Below are 20,716 nucleotides of genomic sequence, written 5' to 3'. Positions count from 1 at the left end.
CGGGTCTAACGGTTAAACGCCTCTGGATCTGAGCGATTTTTTCCTAGGCGAACCGCAATAGCCCCATGGGCGTCGGCTGCCTAGGGCCGACCACCCACAGGCCTGGGCTTGGCAAGGCAGCGCGACTAAGGTCAAACTGCCCGATCTTCCCCCCTGCCGGTGTCCGATCCGCATGCGCATAGCCATCCGCCCCCTGCTCGTGGCAGGTCTGCTGCTCGTCGTCGTGGTCGTCGCGGCATGGCTGTTCAAGCGCACCTCACCCACCCAACCGTCATCGGCCCAGGCCGTTCCGGTGCGCGTGGTCAGCGTGGTGCAGGCCGATGTGCCGCGCTACCTCACCGGTATCGGTTCGGTGCTTTCCCTGCACAGCGTGACCGTGCGTGCACAGGTCGACGGTATTCTTGACCAGGTCGCGGTGAAAGAAGGCCAATGGGTGAACAAAGGAGATGCGCTTGCCAGCATCGACGATCGCGCCATTCGCGCCAGCCTGGCTCAAGCTCAAGCGCAAGCCAGTCAGAGCCAGGCGCAGTTGCAAGTGGCAGGCATCAACCTGCGCCGCTACAAGGACCTGAGCCGTGACAACGGTATTTCCCGACAGGTGCTCGACGAACAACAAGCCCTGTTCGACCAGCTCACCGCAACCCTGCAAGGCAACAAGGCCGCCATCGCTGCGGCGCAAGTGCAGTTGTCCTATACCCAGATTCGTTCGCCGGTGACCGGTCGGGTCGGGATTCGACGCGTGGATCCCGGCAATTTCCTGCGCGTCAGTGATGCCGAAGGCTTGTTCACGGTGACTCAGATCGACCCCATCGCTGTCGAGTTCTCGCTGCCGCAGCAGGAACTGGCCACCCTGCAGTCGCTGCTGGACAAGCCGCAGCCAGCGGTGGTGCGCGCGTACATAAATGGCGACACCGAGACGGGCACGCAGGTCGGTGAAGGCCACCTCACCCTGCTCGACAACCAGATTGCGGCAAGCACCGGTACCATTCGCGCCAAGGCTGAATTTCATAACGGCAAACACACTTTGTGGCCAGGTCAGCTGGTGAGTGTCGGATTGCAGGTCGGGGTCGAGCGCAATGCCTTGGTAGTGCCATTGGCAGTGGTCCAGCGCGGGATCGACGGCCATTACGTCTACCGTGTGACTGACGCCAAGGTCGAGCAGGTTCCGGTGCAGGTGCTTTACCAGAACTCCACGCAGAGCCTGATAGAAGGCGTGGCGGCTGGTGACGTGCTGGTCAGTGACGGGCAGTCAAGATTGAGGCCAGGCGCTCCAGTACAGCTTGTCGAGCCGGCGACGGGCAACGCAGCGACCGCGCCATGAGCACCGGGCGCTCGGTCAGCGCCTGGTGCATCGACCACCCGGTGGCCACCGTTCTGCTGACCTTTGCCCTGGTGTTGCTCGGTGGCCTGGCCTTTACCCGGCTGGCAATCGCGCCGCTGCCCGAAGCGGATTTCCCGACCATTCAGGTGAACGCCCAGTTGCCCGGCGCCAGTCCGCAGACCATGGCGTCTTCGGTCGCTACACCTTTGGAAGTGCAATTCAGCGCCATCCCCGGCATGACCCAGATGACCTCCAGCAGCGCACTGGGATCGACCAATCTGATCCTGCAATTCAGCCTGAGCAAAAGCATCGACACCGCCGCGCAAGAGGTCCAGGCGGCAATCAATACTGCAGCTGGACGTCTGCCGCAGGACATGCCCAACCTGCCAACCTGGCGCAAGGTCAACCCGGGTGACAGCCCGGTGCTGATCCTCAGCGTGAGCTCGGCGCAAATGCCCACCCACGTGTTGAGTGACTACACCGAAACGCTGTTGGCCCGGCAACTGAGCCAGATCGAGGGCGTCGGCCAGGTCTACATCACCGGCCAGCAACGCCCGGCGATTCGTGTGCAGGCGGCTCCCGAGCGCCTGGCTGCTTTAGAACTGACCTTGGCCGACCTGCGCGGCGCCATCCAGCAGACCAGCTTGAACCTGGCCAAGGGCGCTCTGTACGGCGACACCAGCGTTTCGACACTGGCCACCAACGATCAACTGTTCGAGGCCGATGAATACGCGCAACTGGTGGTGGCCTACCGTGACGGTGCGCCGGTGCAGCTCAAGGATGTCGCCACGGTGATCCAGGGCGCGGAGAATGCCTACGTGCAATCCTGGTCCGGTGATCAACCGGGGTTGAACCTAACGATTTTCCGTCAGCCGGGCGCCAATATCGTCGACACCGTCGACCGCATCCTCACCGCCATGCCACGCTTGCAGGAGATGCTGCCGGCGACCGTAGACGTCACCGTGCTCAACGACCGCACCCAGACCATCCGGGCTTCCCTGCACGAAGTCGAGCTGACGCTGCTGATCGCCGTATTGCTGGTCGTGGCGGTCATGGCCCTGTTCCTGCGCCAGCTGTCAGCCACGCTGATCGTGTCGAGCGTGCTGGGTGTGTCTCTGGTCGCGACATTCGCCGCCATGTACCTGATGGGTTTCAGCCTGAACAATCTGACGCTGGTGGCGATCGTGATCAGCGTCGGCTTCGTGGTCGACGACGCGATCGTCGTGGTGGAGAACATCCATCGCCATCTGGAAGCCGGCGATGGCATGCGCGAAGCGGCGATAAAGGGTGCCAGCGAAATCAGCTTCACGGTGGTGTCGATCAGTTTTTCGCTGATCGCCGCGTTCATTCCGCTGCTGTTCATGGGGGGCGTGGTCGGGCGGCTGTTCAAGGAGTTTGCGTTGACGGCGACCTCGACCATTCTGATTTCGGTCGTGGTTTCCCTGACCCTGGCACCGACCTTGTGCGCGCTGTTCATGCGCCGACCCGCGTACGCCACGCGCGCCGATTTCGGTGCGCGTCTGCTGGACTGGTATGACAAGGGGCTGATACGCGCGCTGGCGCACCAGCGCGTCACCCTGGCCGTGTTCGCCGTGACCGTGGGCCTTTCAGTCGCAGGCTACGTGCTCATCCCGAAAGGGTTCTTCCCGGTGCAGGACACCGGTTTCGTGCTGGGCACAACCGAGGCGGCGGCGGACATTTCCTATAAGGACATGCAGGAAAAACACCTCGCTCTGGCCCGCATCGTCGGCGCAGATCCGGCGGTCCGGGCTTATTCCCACGCTGTCGGCGTGACAGGCAGCAACCAGACCATTGCTACTGGACGGTTCTGGATCGGCTTGAAGAACCAGGGCGAGCGAGACGTGTCGGCCAGCGAGTTCATCGACCGCCTGCGGCCGCAACTGGCGCAGGTCCCGGGCGTGGTGCTGTACCTGCGTGCCGGGCAGGACATCAACCTCAGCGCCGGGCCCAGCCGTAGTCAGTACCAATACGTACTCAAAAGCAATGACGGGCCTACCCTGAACCTGTGGACCCAGCGCCTGACCGAGCGGCTGCGGGCCAACCCGGCTTTTCGCGACCTGTCCAACGACTTGCAGCTGGGCGGCAGCGTGACGCAGATCAGCATCGATCGCGTGGCCGCAGCACGCTTCGGCCTGACCGCCAGCGACATCGATCAGGCGCTGTACGATGCGTTCGGTCAGCGCCAGATCAACGAATTCCAGACCGAGACCAATCAGTACAAGGTCATTCTGGAGCTCAAGGCGGACCAACGCGGCAAGGCCCAGAGCCTGCAGTACTTCTATCTGCGCTCAGCGCTGAGTGGTGAAATGGTACCGCTCTCGGCCGTCGCCCGAGTGGAGCCGCCCACTCAGGGCCCCTTGTCGATCAGTCACGACGGTCTGTTTCCCGCTGCCAACCTGTCTTTCAATCTGGCGCCAGGCGTTGCGTTGGGCGAAGCCGTGGCGTTGCTCGAACGCACGGAGGCGGAACTGGGCATGCCCGCTGCCATCTCCGGCAGTTTCCAGGGTGCAGCCCAGGCCTTTCAAAGCTCACTGGCCAGCCAACCTTGGCTGATTCTGGCCGCGCTGGTGGCGGTCTATATCATCCTGGGCGTGCTGTACGAAAGCTTCGTCCACCCCCTGACGATCATCTCGACCCTGCCTTCGGCCGGGCTCGGTGCCCTGTTGCTGCTATGGCTGTGGGGACAAGATTTCTCGATCATGGGTTTGATCGGCCTGGTCTTGCTGATCGGCATCGTCAAGAAGAACGGCATTCTGATGATCGACTTCGCCCTGCAGGCGCAACGTATCCAAGGACTGCCCCCGCGTGAAGCGATACACAAAGCCTGCCTGACGCGATTTCGCCCGATCATCATGACCACCCTGGCTGCACTGCTGGGTGCGTTGCCGTTGATGTTCGGCTACGGCGCCGGTGCGGAGTTGCGCCAGCCGCTGGGTATTGCGGTGGTGGGCGGCCTGCTCATCAGCCAGGTGCTGACGCTGTTCACCACCCCGGTGATCTATCTGCAACTGGAGCGGCTGTTTCACCGCACCGACGGTTCGCGGACACCCGCACTGCCTGCCAGCCACTGAACACCACCCATAAAAAAACGCCCGATACGCGGGCGTTCTTCTATTGCTCAAACCTACTCAGCTATGGGCGCGAGCGATATTGCGCAGCGCCTTGATCTCGTCGTGATTGCGTTGCACGCCCTGCTGCTGACGCTCGATGATGGAATGAACGTGGGCAGGCAGTGGCTGGGCCAAGGCATCCTTATAGGCCGCGAGTGCCACATCTTCGCCACGCTCGGCTTCGTTCAAGACCGCTTCTTCATCCTTGCCTGTAAAAATCGATTTGACGTCGACCCAACGGCGGTGCAGGTCACCGCTCAGGCTGGTGGAGTCTTCAGGGGTACCGCCCAGAGCGATCACTTCGGCTTGCAACTCGCCAGCCGCCTCAGCGCATTCGTGCGCGTGCTTGGTGAACAGCGCCTTGAGCTCGGGGTTCTTGATGTCTTCGGCGCACGTCTTGAAGCCTTCCTGACCGTCTTTGCAGGTTTCGATCAGATTGTTGAGAATCGAAATCACGCTTTTGGTGGGACCATTCATCTTTGTTCAATTCCTGAGAAAAATCGGAAACCGGGTTGGGGATGGATGAGCAAGAGCAGGCTTCGTGCCAAATCGATGTTATTGGTTATTGTCTTATAGATCAGTGGTTTGCGATTAACCAGCCGCCGACCCTACCCTCTTTATGCATGATCGCGAATTATGCGCTCGTGCAGAATGCATGTAACCTTTGTCAGCTTGTCCATGAAATGAAACTCGTTGCGAAGACCTGCCCATGAACCCCGAAAAACTCGAATCCCTGGTGACATTTGCAATGCCCTTCGGCAAGTACAAGGGCCGGGTGATTGCCGATCTGCCAGGGCATTATCTGAACTGGTTCGCACGCGAGGGTTTTCCCAAGGGAGAGCTGGGTGGCCTGCTGGCCCTCATGCAGGAAATCGATCACAACGGTTTGTCCGACCTGCTCGATCCGCTGCGTGCCAAACATGGCAAGCCGCGCATTGCCGATGGCCGCTAGACACCTTGAGAGCTTTGTTCCAGGCAAAAAAAAGTGCGCCGACCAAGCGCACTGAAGACAGCCATGAAGCGCCTAACGAAGTCTGATCAATCGAGCAGAGCCAGTGCTTGCGCGCTGCACTCCTGAATGCGTGCCCAATCGCGGTTTTCAATCCATTTGCTGTCGAGCATCCACGAGCCGCCCACGCACATCACGTTGGACTGCCCCATGTAGCTGTTGATGTTGCCTGGACCCACGCCGCCCGTTGGGCAGAAGCGTACCTCCGGGAAAGGTCCGCCCAGCGCCTTGATGGCAGCAACACCACCGCTCACCTCGGCCGGGAACAGCTTGAAGCGGCGATACCCCAGCGCGTAACCCATCATCAATTCGGACGGGCTGCTGATACCCGGCAGCAAGGGCAGCGAGCTTTCCACACCGGCCTCGAGCATGTCCTGGGTCACGCCGGGGGTAACGGTGAACTGAGAGCCGGCCTGCTCGGTTGCGGCCAGCATTTCCCGAGTCAGTACGGTGCCTGCGCCCACCAGCAGTTCGGGGCGTTGCTCGCGCAGCACCTGAATGGCCTTCAGGCCGAGCGCCGAACGCAGGGTCACTTCCAGCACGGTCAGACCGCCGGCCGCCAGCGCATCGGCGAGCGGCAGAATGTCTTCTTCACGCGCGATGGTGATGACGGGCAGGATTCGCGCACGCGCCGCCAGGGCGTCGATCTGGGCAGCCTTGTCGACCATGCGTTGCTGTTGTTCGGTGGTGATCATTGCGGCGGTTCCTTGATTCATTGACACCAGTAGATATCCAACGCGGAGTGCAGGAAGGCGCGGATCGGCATCTGCGTGACATCGTCGCCAGCCAGTGCGGTGCGCAATGTGCTCAACTTGCTTTCGCCCTGTACCGACAACACCTTGAAGCGGGCCGAGGCCAGCAGCGCGCGGCTCATGCTCAGGCGTTGATGGGGTACGCTGGGCGCCAGCATCGGCCAGCAGCGACGCTCGCTGTCCAGTGCCAGAGCCTGTTCGAGGTTGGGGCTGTCGGGAAACAGCGACGCGGTGTGCCCGTCATCGCCCATGCCCAGTACCAGCACATCGATCGGTGGCAATTGGCCGAGCAGGTCATCGGCCACTGCAGCTGCCTCCTCCTGGCTGGAAGTGGTCTGGTACAAGCTGACGAAACGAGCCTGCTCCACCGCGCCGACCAACAGGTGACGCTTGAGCAGACCGGCGTTGCTGTCGGCATGCTCGATGGGCACCCAACGCTCGTCGGCCAGGGAAATCACCACGCGCGACCAGTCCAGGCTCTGACGCGCCAGGCATTCGAAGAACGCCACCGGACTGCGTCCGCCGGAAACCACCAGGGTCGCCACGTTCTGACGTTCGATGGCCTCGCGCAATTGTTCGGCCACCTTGCCGGCCAAGGCTTCGGCCAACAGGGGAGCGCTCACGCAGTCGTGAACCTTCACCCCTTCGGGGAACTGTAAATCAGATATCGCCATACCAGGATCTCCCATCGCGTGTGATCAGGGCAATCGAGCTCATCGGCCCCCAGGAACCTGCCGCGTACGGCTTGGGGGCATCGCCGGACTTCTTCCAGCCGGCGATCAGCTGATCGCACCACGTCCACGCATATTCGATTTCATCTTTGCGGACAAACAGGTTCTGATTGCCCTGCATGACCTCCAGCAGCAACCGCTCGTACGCATCTGGAATACGCGCACTGCGATAGGTGTCGGAGAAATTCAGTTGCAACGGCCCGCTGCGCAGTTGCATGCCCTTGTCCAGGCCTTGTTCCTTGGTCATCACCCGCAGCGATATGCCTTCGTCCGGTTGCAGGCGGATGATCAGCTTGTTGCTGATCTGCAGGCGCTGCTCGGGAGCGAAGATGTAATGCGGCGGCTCTTTGAAGTGGATGACGATCTGCGACAGTTTCTGCGGCATGCGCTTGCCGGTGCGCAGGTAGAACGGCACGCCGGCCCAGCGCCAGTTGCGAATATCGGCGCGCAGCGCGACGAACGTTTCGGTGTCGCTCTGGGTGTTGGAGTTTTCCTCTTCCAGATACCCCGGCACGGGCCGGCCTTCGCTATAGCCCGCGATGTACTGACCCCGGACCACTTGCTGGGTCAGCCCATCGGCAGTGAACGGCGCGAGCGCCTTGAGAACCTTCACTTTCTCGTCGCGGATACTGTCGGCGGACAGATCGGCCGGTGGATCCATGGCGATCAGGCACAGCAGCTGCAACAGGTGGTTCTGGATCATGTCGCGCAGCTGACCGGCCTGGTCGAAATACCCCCAACGCCCTTCGATACCGACCTTTTCCGCCACGGTGATTTCCACGTGGGAAATGTAGTTCTGGTTCCACTGGGTTTCGAACAGGCTGTTGGCGAAGCGCAGGGCAATGAGGTTCTGCACCGTCTCCTTGCCCAGGTAGTGGTCGATTCGGTAGACCCGGTTTTCGGGGAAGTACTGCGCCACGGCGTCGTTGACCCGGCGCGAGGATTCCAGGTCGTGGCCAATCGGTTTTTCCAGCACGGCGCGGGTGCGCTCGGTCAGGCCGACCTTGTGCAGGTTTTCGCAGATGGCGCCGTACACGGCAGCCGGCGTGGCGAAGTAGGCGATCAATTGCTCGGCATCGCCGACTTTCTCGGCCAGCGCAACGTAGGTGTCGGCGTCCAGAAAGTCCACGTGCACGTAGCTCAGACGGGCCAGAAAACGCTGCAGTGATTCAGGCTCGAGCTGCGCCTCGGAAACGAATTTGCGCAGTCCGGCTTCGATGACACCCAGGTGGTGGGCCTCGTCACCGGGTTCGCGAGCCAGCGCGAGAATGCGGGTATCGGCGTGCAGCAACTGCGCGCGATCGAGTTGATACAGCGCTGGAAACAGCTTGCGCAATGCCAGGTCGCCCAAGGCGCCAAAGAGGGCAAAGGTGCATGATCCTGCGGTCATTGAGGGCATGATGTTTGTTCTTCTATCAAGTTGACGTAGAAATACCCTTTTTCAGGGCGCGATTCAAGGCAGAATGTAGTAATAACCACAACATTTGCCCCTTCAAACAGATACGGGTGGTGGCGCACTGCGCCCACCAGTAGGATAAGCCACCCGTGAAGACAGCCTAGCCAGACATGCTCGCTGGCTGCAGTAGACCCAAGGACATACCATGGACCGTGTGCGAAATCTTCTGGAGCAGATCCAGAGCCGCCTCGATGAGCTGAACAAGGCCGAACGCAAGGTGGCCGAGATCATTCTGCTCAATCCGCAGCAGGCAACCCGCTTCAGTATTGCCGCCCTGGCGCAAGCCGCCAAGGTCAGCGAGCCGACGGTGAACCGCTTCTGTCGCTCCTTCGGCGTCAGTGGCTACCCCGAGCTGAAGCTGCAACTGGCGCAAAGCCTGGCCAGCGGCGCGGCTTATGTCAGTCGCGCGGTGGAAGCCGACGACGATCCTGCAGCCTACACTCAGAAGATTTTCGGCAGCGCCATTGCCTCGTTGGACAGCGCCTGCCAGCAACTCGATCCGGCCTTGGTCAGCCGCGCCGTGGACATGCTGATCCAGGCGCGGCAGATCCATTTCTTCGGCCTCGGCGCATCGGCGCCGGTGGCGCTCGATGCGCAGCACAAGTTCTTCCGCTTCAACCTGGCGGTGTCGGCACATGCCGATGTCCTCATGCAGCGAATGCTGGCCTCGGTGGCCCACACCGGTGAGCTGTTCGTGATCATTTCCTACACTGGGCGCACCCGCGAACTGGTGGAAGTGGCTCGCCTGGCGCGGGAAAACGGCGCCTCGGTGCTGGGCCTGACCGCCGCGGGCTCGCCCCTGGCCAAGGCCAGCAGTGTCAGTCTGAACATACCCCTGCCAGAAGACACGGATATTTACATGCCGATGACCTCGCGCATCGTGCAACTGACCGTGCTCGATGTACTGGCCACGGGCATGACGCTACGACGCGGCGTGGATTTCCAACCGCACCTGAGGAAGATCAAGGAAAGCCTGAATGTCAGCCGCTATCCGGCAGGAGATGGGCTGGACTGAATACGGATCTGCAGGAGCGGCCAGTGGCCGCGAAAAGTGCGTTGCGGTGAAGCAGATGGACTGTGCCCTGGCTTTCGCGGCCGACGACCGCTCCTACGGTGAGCCCGTCACCGGGTTGAATACGGATCTGTAGGAGCGGCCAGTGGCCGCGAAAAGTGCGCCGCGGTGGATCAGATGTACCGTGGTGTGCCTTTCGCGGCCGATGACCGCTCCTACGGGGAGTCCGTCACCGGGTAAAAAAACGGGCGACCGAAGTCACCCGTAAAGAGCACACCACAAATCAGAACTTGGACTGAATCTTCAGGCCGGCCACCAGTGCATCGTCCACCTGATTCACGCCGCCCGGGTGCTTGATGTACTGCACGTTGGGCCGCACGGTCAGCCAGTTGGTGACGTGGAACCCGTAGTAGATCTCGGCGTTGTATTCGGTGTCCTGGATCGGCAGGTAGGTGGGGTTGTCGTAGTCGTCGACATTGTTCAGATCGTTGACCAGGCGACGATTCTTGCGTACGTCGTCGTTGACGTGGATGCGGGCGATGCCCACGCCGATGTCATCCTTGGGCCGAGCGTCGAAGGGCCCCATGTAGGTCAGGCCGATCTGCTGGTAGTTGTCGACGAAGTTGGTGTCCTTGTCGTGCACGGTGGCGTTGGCGAAGATGCTCAGACCACGGGCAGCGCTGCCGTTATGGCTGGTCAACTGCTGCTGTGCCACGATCCAGGCGCCATGCTTGCTGCTGTGGGACTTGTAACTGGCGCCGGACACGGCTGCTGCCTGGCCATTGCCGTCTTCATAGACGTCGTCGGCCTTGGCCGTGCTGTAGTAGTAGCCCAGACGGTACTCGCCCGGTAGATCGTTGAGCTTGGGCGTCCACACCAGTTCGACCGGCAGGATCATGCCTTTGGTGCCGCTGCCGCTGAGCTTGAAGCCGTTGCCGGTTTCCAGGTACGAAGGGTTCTGCTCGAACACACCCACCTGCGCGTACACTTCCGGCGTGATGTTGTACTTGATGCGCAAGGCCCACTGGCTGACCGGCCAGTTGTACCAGATGTTGCCCACCCAGTTGCCGACCTGCGAACCGCAGAAGGCCAGGTTCTGGAAGTCGCACGGGAAGCTGTTGAATTCCTCGCCCGGACCAAATCGACCGATCTTGACGTTGAGCTTGTTGTCGAAATAGCCCTGCTTGTACCACATCTGCGTCAGCCGCCAGGTCTGCCCCCTGCCCCAGACTTCCTGGGAGGAACTCAAGGTCCCGGCACGCGGATCGCCGATCCGGTCGTTGGAAATGTTGCGACCGCTACGTTCGGTAATGGCCAGCTTGAACTCGGCGTCGTTCCAGCCCAGGATCTTTTCCAGGTCCATCTTCACGCCCAGGGCGAACTGGTCGCTGTAGCGTGCGGTGGTGTCGTCGTTGTAGCCACCGTTCAGGTTGCTACCAACCTCCCCCACATACTCCAGCGAAAAATCGTACCCCTTTTCCAGCAACTCGGTACGCGCTCCACCCCAATCGCCGGTCATCCACGGCGACTCTTCGGTGAAGGCGCCGGCGGCGTGCACGCTACCGGCCAGACTCAAGGCGCCAAGCATCGACAATTGGCCGATCAGTCTGGGTTTGTTGATAAGTCTGCTGTTCATCCCGCTTCCTCTTTTATTGTTATTGACGTGTTGTACAGTCTTGCCAATGACAGGCGACAGGCCGCCTGCCGGTATCGCTATTCAGCGTCCTTTGAACTGGGTCACGTTGCCCAAGGGTGCAGCATCTTCCACGGAGCGCGTTGTGCCGAGGCGCTCGCCACTGGCCGCGTCGAAAAGCAGGACCTTGCTCGGGTCCAGCAACAGGTTCAGGGTCGCGCCTGGCGTCGGTGCATCATCCGGCGCCAGTCGGCAGCAGACCTTGGTCTGGTTCACCGTGACGAAGACCAGGGTGTCCGGCCCGGTCGGCTCGGTGATCTGTACTTCGGCGCGCAACACCGGCAACCCCGTGGTCTGTTCGCTCGCCAGGGCGATCTGCTCGGGGCGAATACCGAGGATGATCTCGCGATCCTCCAGCCCCGCGTCGGTGATACCCAGCGGTAGCTCGCAGCGCGCCTGGCCGCTGTCGAGCAACGCCACCAGACGGCCGTCCTGACGCGTCAGGCGCAGAGGGATGAAATTCATCGGCGGCGAGCCGATGAAGCTGGCCACGAACAGGTTGGCCGGATCGTTGTAGATCTGTTGTGGCGTGCCGAACTGCTGGATGATCCCATCCTTCATGACCGCCACCTTGTCGCCCAGGGTCATGGCCTCGATCTGGTCGTGGGTGACGTAGACCGTGGTGGTCTTCAGGCGCTGGTGCATCAGTTTCATTTCAGTGCGCATCTCGACGCGCAGTTTGGCGTCGAGGTTGGACAGCGGTTCGTCGAACAGATAAATCTTCGGCCGACGCGCCAAGGCACGGCCCATCGCCACACGCTGTTGCTGACCACCGGAGAGCTGACCCGGTTTGCGGTTGAGCAGGTGTTCGATCTGCAGCAGCTTGGCCACGCGCGCGACTTCTTCATCGATCGCCGACTGCGGCATCTTGCGGATCTTCAAGCCGAATTCGATGTTCTCGCGCACGCTCATGGTCGGGTACAGCGCGTAGGACTGGAACACCATGGCGATGTCACGATCCTTCGGGCTCATGCCACTGACGTCCTGATCACCAATCATGATCGCGCCGCCGGTGATGCTTTCCAGACCGGCGATGCAGTTCATCAGGGTCGACTTGCCGCACCCCGACGGGCCGACGAGGATCAGGAACTCCCCGTCCTTGATCGACAGTTCGATGTTCTTCAGCGTGTCCGGCAGGCCGGGACCGTAGGTCTTGTTGACGTTGCGAAGTTCGAGCGTAGCCATGATTACCCCTTGACTGCGCCGGCTGTCAGCCCGCGCACGAAATACTTGCCTGCGACCACATAGACCAGCAGGGTCGGCAAACCGGCGATCATCGCCGCCGCCATGTCCACGTTGTATTCCTTGGCGCCGGTGCTGGTGTTGACCAGGTTGTTCAGCGCCACCGTGATCGGTTGCGAATCACCGCTGGAGAACACCACACCGAACAGGAAGTCGTTCCAGATCTGGGTGAATTGCCAGATCAGGCACACCATGATGATCGGCGTCGACATCGGCAGAATGATGCGGCGGAAAATCGTGAAGAAACCCGCGCCGTCCAGACGTGCGGCTTTAACCAGCGCGTCGGGAATGCTCACGTAGTAGTTACGGAAAAACAGCGTGGTGAACGCCAGACCGTAAACCACGTGGACAAGCACCAGGCCGGTGGTAGTGCTCGCCAGCCCGATCTTGCCGAGCGTGAACGAGGCCGGCAGCAGCACCGTCTGGAACGGCAGGAAGCAGCCGAACAACAGCAGACCGAAGAACAACTGCGAACCGCGGAAGCGCCACATCGACAGCACGTAGCCGTTCAGTGCCCCGATGGCGGTAGAGATGATCACGGCCGGTACGGTGATCTTGATCGAGTTCCAGAAGTAACCGTCAACCGTGGCCCAGGCCTTGACCCAGCCGATGCCGCTGACCACGGTCGGCCAGCTCAGCAGGTTGCCGGTGCTGATGTCTTCCGGGGTCTTGAAGCTGGTCAGCAACATGACCACCAGCGGCACCAGATAAAGCAATACGGCGAGGATCAGCACTGCGTAGATCGCGATGCGACTCAGGCTGATGGCGGGTTTGGCTGCGAGATCAGTCATTGCGCTTGGTCCTCAGCTCGGAATACAGGTAAGGCACGATGATCGCGAGGATCGCACCGAGCATCAGAATCGCACTGGCCGAGCCCATGCCCATCTGGCCGCGACTGAAGGTGAAGGAATACATGAACATCGCCGGCAGGTCGGAGGAATAACCCGGACCACCGGCGGTCATCGCCGCGACCAGGTCGAAACTCTTGATCGCGATGTGCGCCAGAATCATCACCGCACTGAAGAACACCGGACGCAGACTCGGCAGCACCACTTTCCAGTAGATCGTCGGCATGCTCGCGCCATCGATCTGCGCGGCACGAATGATCGATTGATCGACACCACGCAGGCCAGCGAGGAACATCGCCATGATAAAGCCCGAGGCTTGCCACACCGCCGCTATCACAAGGCAGTAGACCACGCGATCGGGGTCGATCAGCCAGTCGAGACGGAAGCCTTCCCAGCCCCAGTCACGCAGCAATTTGTCCAGGCCCATGCCCGGGTTGAGCAGCCATTTCCACGCGGTACCGGTGACGATCATCGAAAGTGCCATCGGGTACAGGTAAATGGTGCGGATAAAGCCTTCGCGACGGATGCGCTGGTCGAGGAACACCGCCAGCAACACACCGATCACCAGCGTGATGCCGATGAACATGCCACCGAACACGGCGAGGTTCTTGCTCGCGACCCACCAGCGGTCGTTGTCGAACAACCGCGCGTACTGCGCAAGGCCCGCCCACTTATAGGTCGGCAGGAACGTCGACGTGGTGAACGACAGCACGAACGTCCACAGGATGTAGCCATAGAAGCCCACCAGTACGATGAACATGCTCGGCGCCAGCACCAGTTTTGGCAGCCAGCGTTGCAATGCATCGAACGGCGAGGCTTTGCTGAACGCAGCAACAGAGCTCATGGGGAAATCCATCGAGAAAGAAAAGGGCAGCTACGCGCTACAAGTTTCAAGCTGCAAGATAAGCAGGGCAGTGCTCTGACTTGCAGCTTGCAGCTTGCCGCTACGGCTTATTTGGAAGACTTGACCGCTGCGCCGAGCTTCTTGGCAGTGTCGGCCGGGTCTGCTTTCGGGTCGTTGATGTAGTTGGTCACGACATCGAAGAACGCGCCTTGCACGGCCAGCGTGGTCGCCATGTTGTGCGCCATGCTCGGTTGCAGGCCGCCGGACTTGGCGTCCGCCAGGAAGTCCTTGGCAGCGGTCTGTGCGCAGGAATCGAAACCGAGTTGCTCCATGTTGTTCAACATGTCGTTGCGAACCGGGATCGAGCCTTTGTTGATGCTGAAGACTTTCTGGAAGTTCTCACCCAGCACGACTTTGGCGATGTCCTGCTGACCGGCCGCAGTGCCTGCGTCCTTCTGCTTGAACACGGCCAGCGAGTCGATGTTGTAGGTGAACGCCTTGTCGGTGCCCGGGAAGGCCACGCACTCGTAGTCCTTGCCAGCGACTTTCTTGGCGGCGGTCCATTCGGACTTGGCCCAGTCACCCATGATCTGCATGCCGGCCTTGCCGTTGATGACTTTGGCCGCTTCCAGGTTCCAGTCCTGACCTTTGCCGTCGGCGTCCATGTAGGTCGCGACTTTCTTCAACTCGGTCAGCGCCTTGACCATTTCCGGGCCAGTCAGCGCGGCGTTGTCCAGGTCGACCAGGGCCTTTTTGTAACCATCGACACCCATGACCGAAAGCACTACCGCTTCGAACACGGTGCTGTCCTGCCAAGGCTGACCACCATGGGCCAGAGGGATGAAACCTGCAGCCTTGAGCTTGTCGCCCGCGGCGTAGAATTCTTCGAGAGTGGTCGGGTTCTTGGTGATACCGGCTTTCTTGAACACTTCCGGGTTGATCCACAGCCAGTTCACGCGGTGAATATTCACCGGCACGGCGACGTAATCACCGTCGTACTTCACGGTATCGGAGACTTTCTTGTCGAGCAGACTGTCCCACTTTTCCGACTTGGCGACGTCTTTCAGCACGTCGGTGTCGAGCAGGCCGGTCGACGCCCATTCCTGGATGTCCGGGCCTTTGATCTGGGCTACACCAGGCGGGTTGCCGGCCACGGCGCGGCTCTTGAGCACGGTCATGGCAGTCGAACCGCCGCCACCGGCTACGGCCCCGTCTTTCCAGGTGAAGCCATCTTTCTCGACCTGCGCCTTGAGCACGTCGACCGCCGCTTTTTCACCGCCTGACGTCCACCAATGGACCACTTCCACCGAACCTTTGGAATCGGCAGCCATGGCACTGAGCGGGAACAGGGAGGCGAAGGAAACAACGAGGGCGAGGCGAGAGAGCTTGTTCATGGGACTTCCTTTTTTGTTGTTATGCAGAGGCAAGTCTGATGCTTGCGTTGCGTGAGAGTGTAAACACCGCCAAGTGGGGTGCAGGTAACGAAGGGATAGGGAAATGTCACAGACTGGTGACATTCATGATCGCCAGGCCAGTTGGTGTGCAGAAACACGCAGACCGCTCACACTGTCTTGCGCGGCAAGACCAATGTCACCCGCAAGCCACCGGCCGGAAGATTCTGCAACGTCACCTCGCCACCGTGGCTGTGAGCGATGTTGCGCGCGATGCCCAGCCCCAGCCCATAGCCCTGCTGGGTGCCGGCCAGGCGAAAGTGCGGCTCGAAGACCTTCTGTAACCGTTGCTCGGGTACACCGGGGCCCTCATCGTCGACGTACAGCACGAAGGCCTGCGCATCGTCATGGATGGACAGGTGCGCGCGGTCACCGTACTTCAGGGCGTTGTCGATCAGGTTGCCGATGCAGCGCTTGATGGCCAGCGGCTTGCCGGCGTAGGGTCGGCGCGCCTGACCTTCCAGGGTCACACGGCCATTGCCGTGCGGCGCCAGATAAGGTTCCACCAGACAGTCGAGGACCTGATCGAGATCGACCCGCTCGATGTTCTCGTGGATGTCGGTGTCTTTCACGCATTGCAGTGCGCCCTTGACCAGCAATTCCAGCTCGTCCAGGTCGCGGCCGAACTTGGCCTCCAGGGTGGGATCGTCGAGCAGTTCGACGCGCAGCCGCAAGCGGGTGATGGGCGTGCGCAAGTCATGGGAGATAGCGCTGAACAACTGGCTGCGTTCGGTCAGGTAGCGGCTGATGCGCTCGCGCATGGCATTCAGCGCCCGCGCCACTTCCACCACTTCGATGCCGCCTCCTTCCATGGGCGGCTGGTTGTTGACCTCGCCCAACGACAACTCCCGTGCGGCGCGAGCCAGACGTTTGAGAGGACGACTCTGCCAGTGCACCAGCACGCCGATGAACAGCAACAGGAAACCGCTGGTGAGGGCGATGAACCAGATCTGCTGGGCCGGCAGTCCCTCTTCTTCCAGGGTCGTGTAGGGTTCGGGCAACAGTGAAGCGATGTACAGCCATTCGCTCGGCCCCAGGCGAATCTGGGTGACCAGCACCGGTGGATTCACCGGCTCCAGGGTCAGGGCGTAGTGCGCCCAGGAACGCGGCAGTTCGTCCAGCTTCAGGCCGCTGTTGAAGATGCGCAGATCATCGGGGCTGACGAAGGTCACCGATATATCCACGTCGCTGCCCAGCTGGGATCTGAGGACCGCAGACACCGCCTCGATTACCGCGGTCTTGCGTGCGGTCGGTTCGAGCAACTGCATGCCCAGGGGCTTGTCATTGAGTGATACGAAAAAGCGCGTACCGCCCATGCTGCGCAGCTGATCCAGCACCAGCGGCCGATAGGCCAGTGGCAGCGAACGAAAATAGCTGACGCTGGCCGCCATCGAATGCGCCAGGCTGCGCGCGCTGGTAACCAGTCCTTCGAGCTGAGTGGCCCGCAACTGCGACAACCAGATCACGCTGGACAACCCCTGCGCCAGCAGCACCGCCAGCAGTGTCAGCAAGAGCATGCGGCCCAGCAGCGAGCGTGGTTTAAACAGGCGCAACGTGGGCCGCCAGCAGGTAACCGCTGCCGCGCACCGTGCGGATCAACCGGGGCGGTTTGTCGTTGTCGCGCAGGCGCTGGCGGAGACGGCTGACCGCCATGTCGACGATGCGGTCCAGAGGCATCGGCTCGCGCCCGCGTGTGGCGTTGCCGATGGTGTCGCGGTCGAGAATCTGCTGGGGATGATCGAGAAACAGTTTGAGCAAGGCGAAGTCGGCACCGGACAGGAACACCTCCTCGCCATCGGTGTGAAACAACCGGTGGCTCACGGTATCGAGCCGCCACTCGTCGAAGCCGAGCACCTCGCCGCTGCGCTCGCTACGCTCGCTGGCGAACTGGCTGCGCCGCAGCAGCGCCTTGATGCGCGCTTGCAGCTCGCGAGGGCTGAACGGTTTGCCCAGATAGTCATCGGCGCCCAATTCGAGACCGATTACCCGGTCCGCTTCATCGGAGCTGGCCGTCAGCATGATGATCGGCACTTGGGCCATGCGCGGATGCTGGCGGATCCAGCGGCACAGGCTGAAGCCGTCTTCATCGGGCAGCATGACGTCGAGAATTACCAGGTCGGTGCCGACCTCGGCGCTCAGGGCTTCGCGAAAGCCCGCTCCGTCGGCCGTGGTGCGCACGGCAAAGCCGGCGCGGCTCAGGTAGGTGTCCAGCAGTTCGCGGATTTCCTGATCGTCATCGACCAGCAGGATCGATTTGCCGACAGTGCTCACGTGGGCGTCCTTGTTGTCATTGCCGGGTCGATACGCCCGGCTTTTTTCAAGGGCTGATTAAACGCTCAAGCTTGCGCCTGTTGCAAGGCCACGCCAGCGCCCAGCAGCCCGGAGAACTCGGCTGTGACCACCCATACGGGAATGCCCTTGAAGTAATCGCTCATGCAGCCCTTGTCGGCGAAGCTCTCGGCGAAACCGCTCTGCATGAAGATATCCAGGAAGCGCGGGATCACGCCGCCGACGATGTACACACCGCCGCGACCGCCCACGGTCAGCACATTGTTGCCCGCCACCCGGCCGAGAAAGCGACAGAATTGCTCCAGGGTTTCGCGGGCGACGGGATCGCCGGCCAGACCGGCTTCGGTGACTTGCGCAGGTGAGTCGCAGGATGGTTCGTGGCCGTCCACTTCGCACACAGTTTGATACAACCTCAACAAGCCGCCACCGCTCAGAATCGTTTCGGCACTGACGTGACCGATCTGCGCTTCGATGTGCGCCCGCAGCTGAGCTTCGCGGGGGCTGCCAACCGGCAGGTCGACGTGGCCGCCCTCCCCCGGCAGCGCCATCCAGCCGTTGCGCAGGCCGATCAAGGTGCCCACCCCCAGGCCGGTACCCGGACCGATGACCACGGCCGGACGTGCAGGGTCGGCCTCCCCTTCGCACACCAGCTGATACTCGTCGGGCTGCAGGCGGGTCATGCCCAAGGCCATGGCCGTGAAATCGTTGATCAGCAGCAGGTGGCCCACCTGCAGGGTCTGGCAGAACGCCTTGCGGCTCAGGCGCCAATGGCTGTTGGTGAAGCGAAATTCGTCACCGTCCACCGGGCCGGCCACCGCCAGGCACGCGGCACCGATATCGCCTTTCTGCAGTTTGAGGTCGGCCATGTACACGCCGATCGCGTGCTCGGGGCTGGTGTAGTCCGCCGTCGCGAAGACCCGGACCGAATGCAATGCGTCATTCTCCCAGATGGCGAAACGTGCGTTGGTACCGCCAATATCGCCAATGAGGGCGAGTGTCATCGCAAAATCTCCAACCCCGAAGTGAAGGCACTGGCGCCTTGCTCGGCCGAGCTGAAGGCCTGGCGCATGAACCCGAACAGTTCACGCCCGCAACCTACGCCATTGGCCAAGGTGCCGACCGCCGGGGTGCGGCTGGCCAGCGTCTGGGCATCGACGCGCACCTGCAAGGTACCTTCGACACCGTCGACCCGGATGATATCGCCATCGCGCACCAAGGCCAACGGTCCGCCACTGGCCGCTTCGGGGCTGACGTGAATCGCGGCGGGAATCTTGCCGGACGCGCCGGACATGCGCCCGTCGGTGACCAGCGCGACCTTGAAGCCGCGGTCCTGCAGCACGCCAAGAAATGGCGTCATCTTGTGCAGTTCCGGCATGCCGTTGGAGCGCGGGCCCTGGAAGCGCATGACAGCGACGAAATCCTTTTCCAGTTCGCCGGCCTTGAACGCATCGGCCAGTTCCTGCTGGTCCTGGAACACGCGGCAGGGCGCCTCCACCACTTGATTCTCCAGAGCCACGGCAGACACTTTCATGACGCCACGGCCCAGGTTGCCTTCCATCACACGCAATCCGCCCTCGGCCGAAAACGGGCGTGCCACCGGGCGCAGGATGCTCTCGTCGAGGCTCGCCACGGGCCCTTCGCGCCAGACCAGACGGCCGTCTTCCAGAAACGGCTCGCGGGTATAGCGGCTCAGGCCATGGCCGGCCACGGTGTTGACATCCTCGTGCAACAGGCCTGCACCGAGCAGCTCGCGAATCAGGAACGCCATGCCGCCAGCGGCCTGGAAATGGTTGATGTCGGCCTTGCCGTTCGGGTAGACGTTGGACAGGGTGGGCACGACTTCGGAAAGGTCGGCCATGTCCTGCCAGGTCAGGATGATGCCTGCTGCCATGGCGATCGCCGGCATGTGCAGGGTGTGGTTGGTCGAACCACCCGTGGCGTGCAGGGCGACGATCGAATTCACCAGTGACTTTTCGTCGACGATGCGACCGATGGGCGTGAACTCACCATTGGCTTTGGTCAGGCGCGTCACCTGATGAGCCGCCTCATGGGTCAGCGCATCGCGCAGCGGCGTATTGGGATTGACGAACGAGGCGCCCGGCAGGTGCAGGCCGAGCACCTCCATGAGCAGCTGATTGGTGTTGGCCGTGCCATAGAAGGTGCAGGTGCCCGGACTGTGGTAGGACTTCATCTCCGATTCGAGCAACTCCTCACGGCTGGCCTTGCCCTCGGCATAGCGCTGCCGGACATCGGCCTTTTCCTTGTTGGAAATGCCCGACGGCATTGGTCCGCCGGGGACGAAGATCATGGGTAGATGGCCAAAACGCAGGGCCCCCATCATCAAACCCGGCACGATCTTGTCGCAGATACCGAGCATCAGCGCACCGTCGAACATGTTGTGCGACAGCGCGACGGCTGTGGACAGTGCAATGGTCTCGCGGCTGGCCAGGCTCAGTTCCATGCCGGGCTCGCCCTGGGTCACACCATCACACATGGCCGGCACGCCGCCGGCGAACTGGCCGACCGAGCCGATTTCACGCAGGGCCTGCTTGAGCTGTTCGGGGTAGGTTTCGTAAGGCTGATGCGCCGAGAGCATGTCGTTATATGACGAAACAATTGCGATGTTGGTCGCGTTCATCATGCGCAGTTGGTGCTTGTCTTCGCTGCCGCACCCCGCTACTCCATGGGCAAAGTTCGCACACTGCAGCTTGCCCCGCATGGGGCCGTCGCTGGCAGCGCTGTCGATCAGTTGCAGGTAGTGCTCGCGGGTAGCTTGGCTACGCGCGATCAGCCGTTGGGTGACCTCAAGGACGCGGGGATGCATGTGAAGAACTCCAGGCTTTGGGGGCGACCTCTGCAACACTCTGTCCGAACTACGACCTGTGCCAGGGCTCAAAGCCCTGCAGGCAGAATCGATGTGAAGGAAGGGTTGTACCG

General features: G+C 61.6%; 17 protein-coding genes. 4 read left to right on the top strand and 13 right to left on the bottom strand.

Features of this window, described 5'->3' with window-relative positions:
* Positions 1 to 172: 172 nt before the first annotated feature.
* Both QMX89_RS08595 and QMX89_RS08590 read left to right on the top strand, forming a co-directional pair.
* Positions 173 to 1,321: an efflux RND transporter periplasmic adaptor subunit gene (locus tag QMX89_RS08595; RefSeq protein ID WP_282347813.1), complete on the top strand. Its 1,149-nt coding sequence runs from the start codon at positions 173 to 175 to the stop codon at positions 1,319 to 1,321.
* On the top strand, positions 1,318 to 4,413 hold the full coding sequence (locus QMX89_RS08590) for a multidrug efflux RND transporter permease subunit (RefSeq protein WP_282347812.1): 3,096 nt from the start codon (positions 1,318 to 1,320) through the stop codon (positions 4,411 to 4,413). Before QMX89_RS08595 ends, QMX89_RS08590 begins: the two co-directional genes overlap by 4 nt.
* A gap of 57 nt (positions 4,414 to 4,470) precedes the next feature.
* Here QMX89_RS08590 and QMX89_RS08585 read toward each other — a convergent pair whose 3' ends face one another.
* Complete coding sequence (locus QMX89_RS08585; protein WP_049861857.1) at positions 4,471 to 4,929, bottom strand: PA2169 family four-helix-bundle protein; 459 nt, start codon at positions 4,927 to 4,929, stop codon at positions 4,471 to 4,473.
* A 232-nt stretch (positions 4,930 to 5,161) separates the two neighbouring features.
* Between QMX89_RS08585 and QMX89_RS08580 the strand changes: the two genes are divergently transcribed.
* The gene (locus tag QMX89_RS08580; protein ID WP_049861856.1) at positions 5,162 to 5,404 is read left to right on the top strand and encodes a DUF3820 family protein; all 243 of its coding nucleotides are present in this window, start codon (positions 5,162 to 5,164) and stop codon (positions 5,402 to 5,404) included.
* Positions 5,405 to 5,490: 86 nt separating this feature from the next.
* Here the strand turns inward: QMX89_RS08580 and QMX89_RS08575 are convergent, their stop codons facing one another.
* Genes QMX89_RS08575 through zwf form a run of 3 tightly spaced genes read right to left on the bottom strand, consistent with a single transcriptional unit; the run spans position 5,491 to position 8,343 of the window.
* Positions 5,491 to 6,177, bottom strand: a complete 687-nt coding sequence (locus QMX89_RS08575) for a bifunctional 4-hydroxy-2-oxoglutarate aldolase/2-dehydro-3-deoxy-phosphogluconate aldolase (RefSeq protein WP_282347808.1) — start codon at positions 6,175 to 6,177, stop codon at positions 5,491 to 5,493.
* Entirely contained in the window at positions 6,174 to 6,887 is a 714-nt protein-coding gene (pgl, locus tag QMX89_RS08570) for a 6-phosphogluconolactonase (RefSeq protein WP_282347807.1), read from the bottom strand. The genes QMX89_RS08575 and pgl overlap by 4 nt, the downstream gene beginning before the upstream one ends.
* Positions 6,874 to 8,343, bottom strand: coding sequence for a glucose-6-phosphate dehydrogenase (gene zwf / locus QMX89_RS08565; protein ID WP_056844964.1), 1,470 nt, complete (start codon positions 8,341 to 8,343; stop codon positions 6,874 to 6,876). Before zwf ends, pgl begins: the two co-directional genes overlap by 14 nt.
* A gap of 211 nt (positions 8,344 to 8,554) precedes the next feature.
* On the opposite strand from zwf, the gene hexR reads away from it, so the two are divergent.
* Complete coding sequence (gene hexR, locus QMX89_RS08560; RefSeq protein ID WP_177327977.1) at positions 8,555 to 9,415, top strand: DNA-binding transcriptional regulator HexR; 861 nt, start codon at positions 8,555 to 8,557, stop codon at positions 9,413 to 9,415.
* Positions 9,416 to 9,695: 280 nt separating this feature from the next.
* Here hexR and QMX89_RS08555 read toward each other — a convergent pair whose 3' ends face one another.
* From QMX89_RS08555 to edd, 9 genes are all read right to left on the bottom strand, one after another.
* Positions 9,696 to 11,048: a carbohydrate porin gene (locus QMX89_RS08555; protein ID WP_049861852.1), complete on the bottom strand. Its 1,353-nt coding sequence runs from the start codon at positions 11,046 to 11,048 to the stop codon at positions 9,696 to 9,698.
* 81 nt (positions 11,049 to 11,129) lie between these two features.
* Entirely contained in the window at positions 11,130 to 12,290 is a 1,161-nt protein-coding gene (gene ugpC / locus QMX89_RS08550) for a sn-glycerol-3-phosphate ABC transporter ATP-binding protein UgpC (RefSeq protein ID WP_282347806.1), read from the bottom strand.
* A 2-nt stretch (positions 12,291 to 12,292) separates the two neighbouring features.
* Positions 12,293 to 13,138 (bottom strand): carbohydrate ABC transporter permease, encoded by an 846-nt coding sequence (locus tag QMX89_RS08545; RefSeq protein WP_056844962.1) that lies wholly within the window; start codon positions 13,136 to 13,138, stop codon positions 12,293 to 12,295.
* Positions 13,131 to 14,039 carry a sugar ABC transporter permease gene (locus QMX89_RS08540; protein ID WP_049861849.1) on the bottom strand — a complete coding sequence of 303 codons (909 nt, stop codon included), beginning with the start codon at positions 14,037 to 14,039 and terminating at the stop codon, positions 13,131 to 13,133. The genes QMX89_RS08545 and QMX89_RS08540 overlap by 8 nt, the downstream gene beginning before the upstream one ends.
* A 107-nt stretch (positions 14,040 to 14,146) precedes the next feature.
* Positions 14,147 to 15,433 carry an ABC transporter substrate-binding protein gene (locus QMX89_RS08535; RefSeq protein WP_043186421.1) on the bottom strand — a complete coding sequence of 429 codons (1,287 nt, stop codon included), beginning with the start codon at positions 15,431 to 15,433 and terminating at the stop codon, positions 14,147 to 14,149.
* 167 nt (positions 15,434 to 15,600) lie between these two features.
* Entirely contained in the window at positions 15,601 to 17,007 is a 1,407-nt protein-coding gene (locus QMX89_RS08530) for an ATP-binding protein (protein ID WP_282347856.1), read from the bottom strand.
* Between the two features lie 22 nt (positions 17,008 to 17,029).
* Complete coding sequence (locus tag QMX89_RS08525) at positions 17,030 to 17,761, bottom strand: response regulator transcription factor (RefSeq protein ID WP_090356358.1); 732 nt, start codon at positions 17,759 to 17,761, stop codon at positions 17,030 to 17,032.
* 65 nt (positions 17,762 to 17,826) lie between these two features.
* On the bottom strand, positions 17,827 to 18,780 hold the full coding sequence (locus QMX89_RS08520) for a glucokinase (RefSeq protein ID WP_090356355.1): 954 nt from the start codon (positions 18,778 to 18,780) through the stop codon (positions 17,827 to 17,829).
* The gene (gene edd / locus QMX89_RS08515; protein ID WP_282347801.1) at positions 18,777 to 20,603 is read right to left on the bottom strand and encodes a phosphogluconate dehydratase; all 1,827 of its coding nucleotides are present in this window, start codon (positions 20,601 to 20,603) and stop codon (positions 18,777 to 18,779) included. The genes QMX89_RS08520 and edd overlap by 4 nt, the downstream gene beginning before the upstream one ends.
* Between the last annotated feature and the right edge of the window lie 113 nt (positions 20,604 to 20,716).

It is taken from the genome of Pseudomonas sp. PS01301 (assembly GCF_029960215.1).
GTDB classification, from domain to species: domain Bacteria; phylum Pseudomonadota; class Gammaproteobacteria; order Pseudomonadales; family Pseudomonadaceae; genus Aquipseudomonas; species Aquipseudomonas coleopterorum.
The sequence above is the reverse complement of the archived record's forward strand: the minus strand, read 5'-3'. Positions and strand labels throughout refer to the sequence as shown.

Excerpts from the sequence above, each read along its gene's own strand:
- edd (WP_282347801.1), bottom strand. The coding sequence starts at position 20,603 with ATGCATCCCCGCGTCCTTGAGGTCACCCAACGGCTGATCGCGCGTAGC.
- QMX89_RS08540 (WP_049861849.1), bottom strand. The coding sequence starts at position 14,039 with ATGAGCTCTGTTGCTGCGTTCAGCAAAGCCTCGCCGTTCGATGCATTG.
- QMX89_RS08530 (WP_282347856.1), bottom strand. The coding sequence starts at position 17,007 with ATGCTCTTGCTGACACTGCTGGCGGTGCTGCTGGCGCAGGGGTTGTCC.
- QMX89_RS08595 (WP_282347813.1), top strand. The coding sequence starts at position 173 with ATGCGCATAGCCATCCGCCCCCTGCTCGTGGCAGGTCTGCTGCTCGTC.
- QMX89_RS08585 (WP_049861857.1), bottom strand. The coding sequence starts at position 4,929 with ATGAATGGTCCCACCAAAAGCGTGATTTCGATTCTCAACAATCTGATC.
- pgl (WP_282347807.1), bottom strand. The coding sequence starts at position 6,887 with ATGGCGATATCTGATTTACAGTTCCCCGAAGGGGTGAAGGTTCACGAC.
- zwf (WP_056844964.1), bottom strand. The coding sequence starts at position 8,343 with ATGCCCTCAATGACCGCAGGATCATGCACCTTTGCCCTCTTTGGCGCC.
- QMX89_RS08580 (WP_049861856.1), top strand. The coding sequence starts at position 5,162 with ATGAACCCCGAAAAACTCGAATCCCTGGTGACATTTGCAATGCCCTTC.
- QMX89_RS08575 (WP_282347808.1), bottom strand. The coding sequence starts at position 6,177 with ATGAATCAAGGAACCGCCGCAATGATCACCACCGAACAACAGCAACGC.
- QMX89_RS08590 (WP_282347812.1), top strand. The coding sequence starts at position 1,318 with ATGAGCACCGGGCGCTCGGTCAGCGCCTGGTGCATCGACCACCCGGTG.
- QMX89_RS08545 (WP_056844962.1), bottom strand. The coding sequence starts at position 13,138 with ATGACTGATCTCGCAGCCAAACCCGCCATCAGCCTGAGTCGCATCGCG.
- QMX89_RS08555 (WP_049861852.1), bottom strand. The coding sequence starts at position 11,048 with ATGAACAGCAGACTTATCAACAAACCCAGACTGATCGGCCAATTGTCG.
- ugpC (WP_282347806.1), bottom strand. The coding sequence starts at position 12,290 with ATGGCTACGCTCGAACTTCGCAACGTCAACAAGACCTACGGTCCCGGC.
- QMX89_RS08535 (WP_043186421.1), bottom strand. The coding sequence starts at position 15,433 with ATGAACAAGCTCTCTCGCCTCGCCCTCGTTGTTTCCTTCGCCTCCCTG.
- QMX89_RS08520 (WP_090356355.1), bottom strand. The coding sequence starts at position 18,780 with ATGACACTCGCCCTCATTGGCGATATTGGCGGTACCAACGCACGTTTC.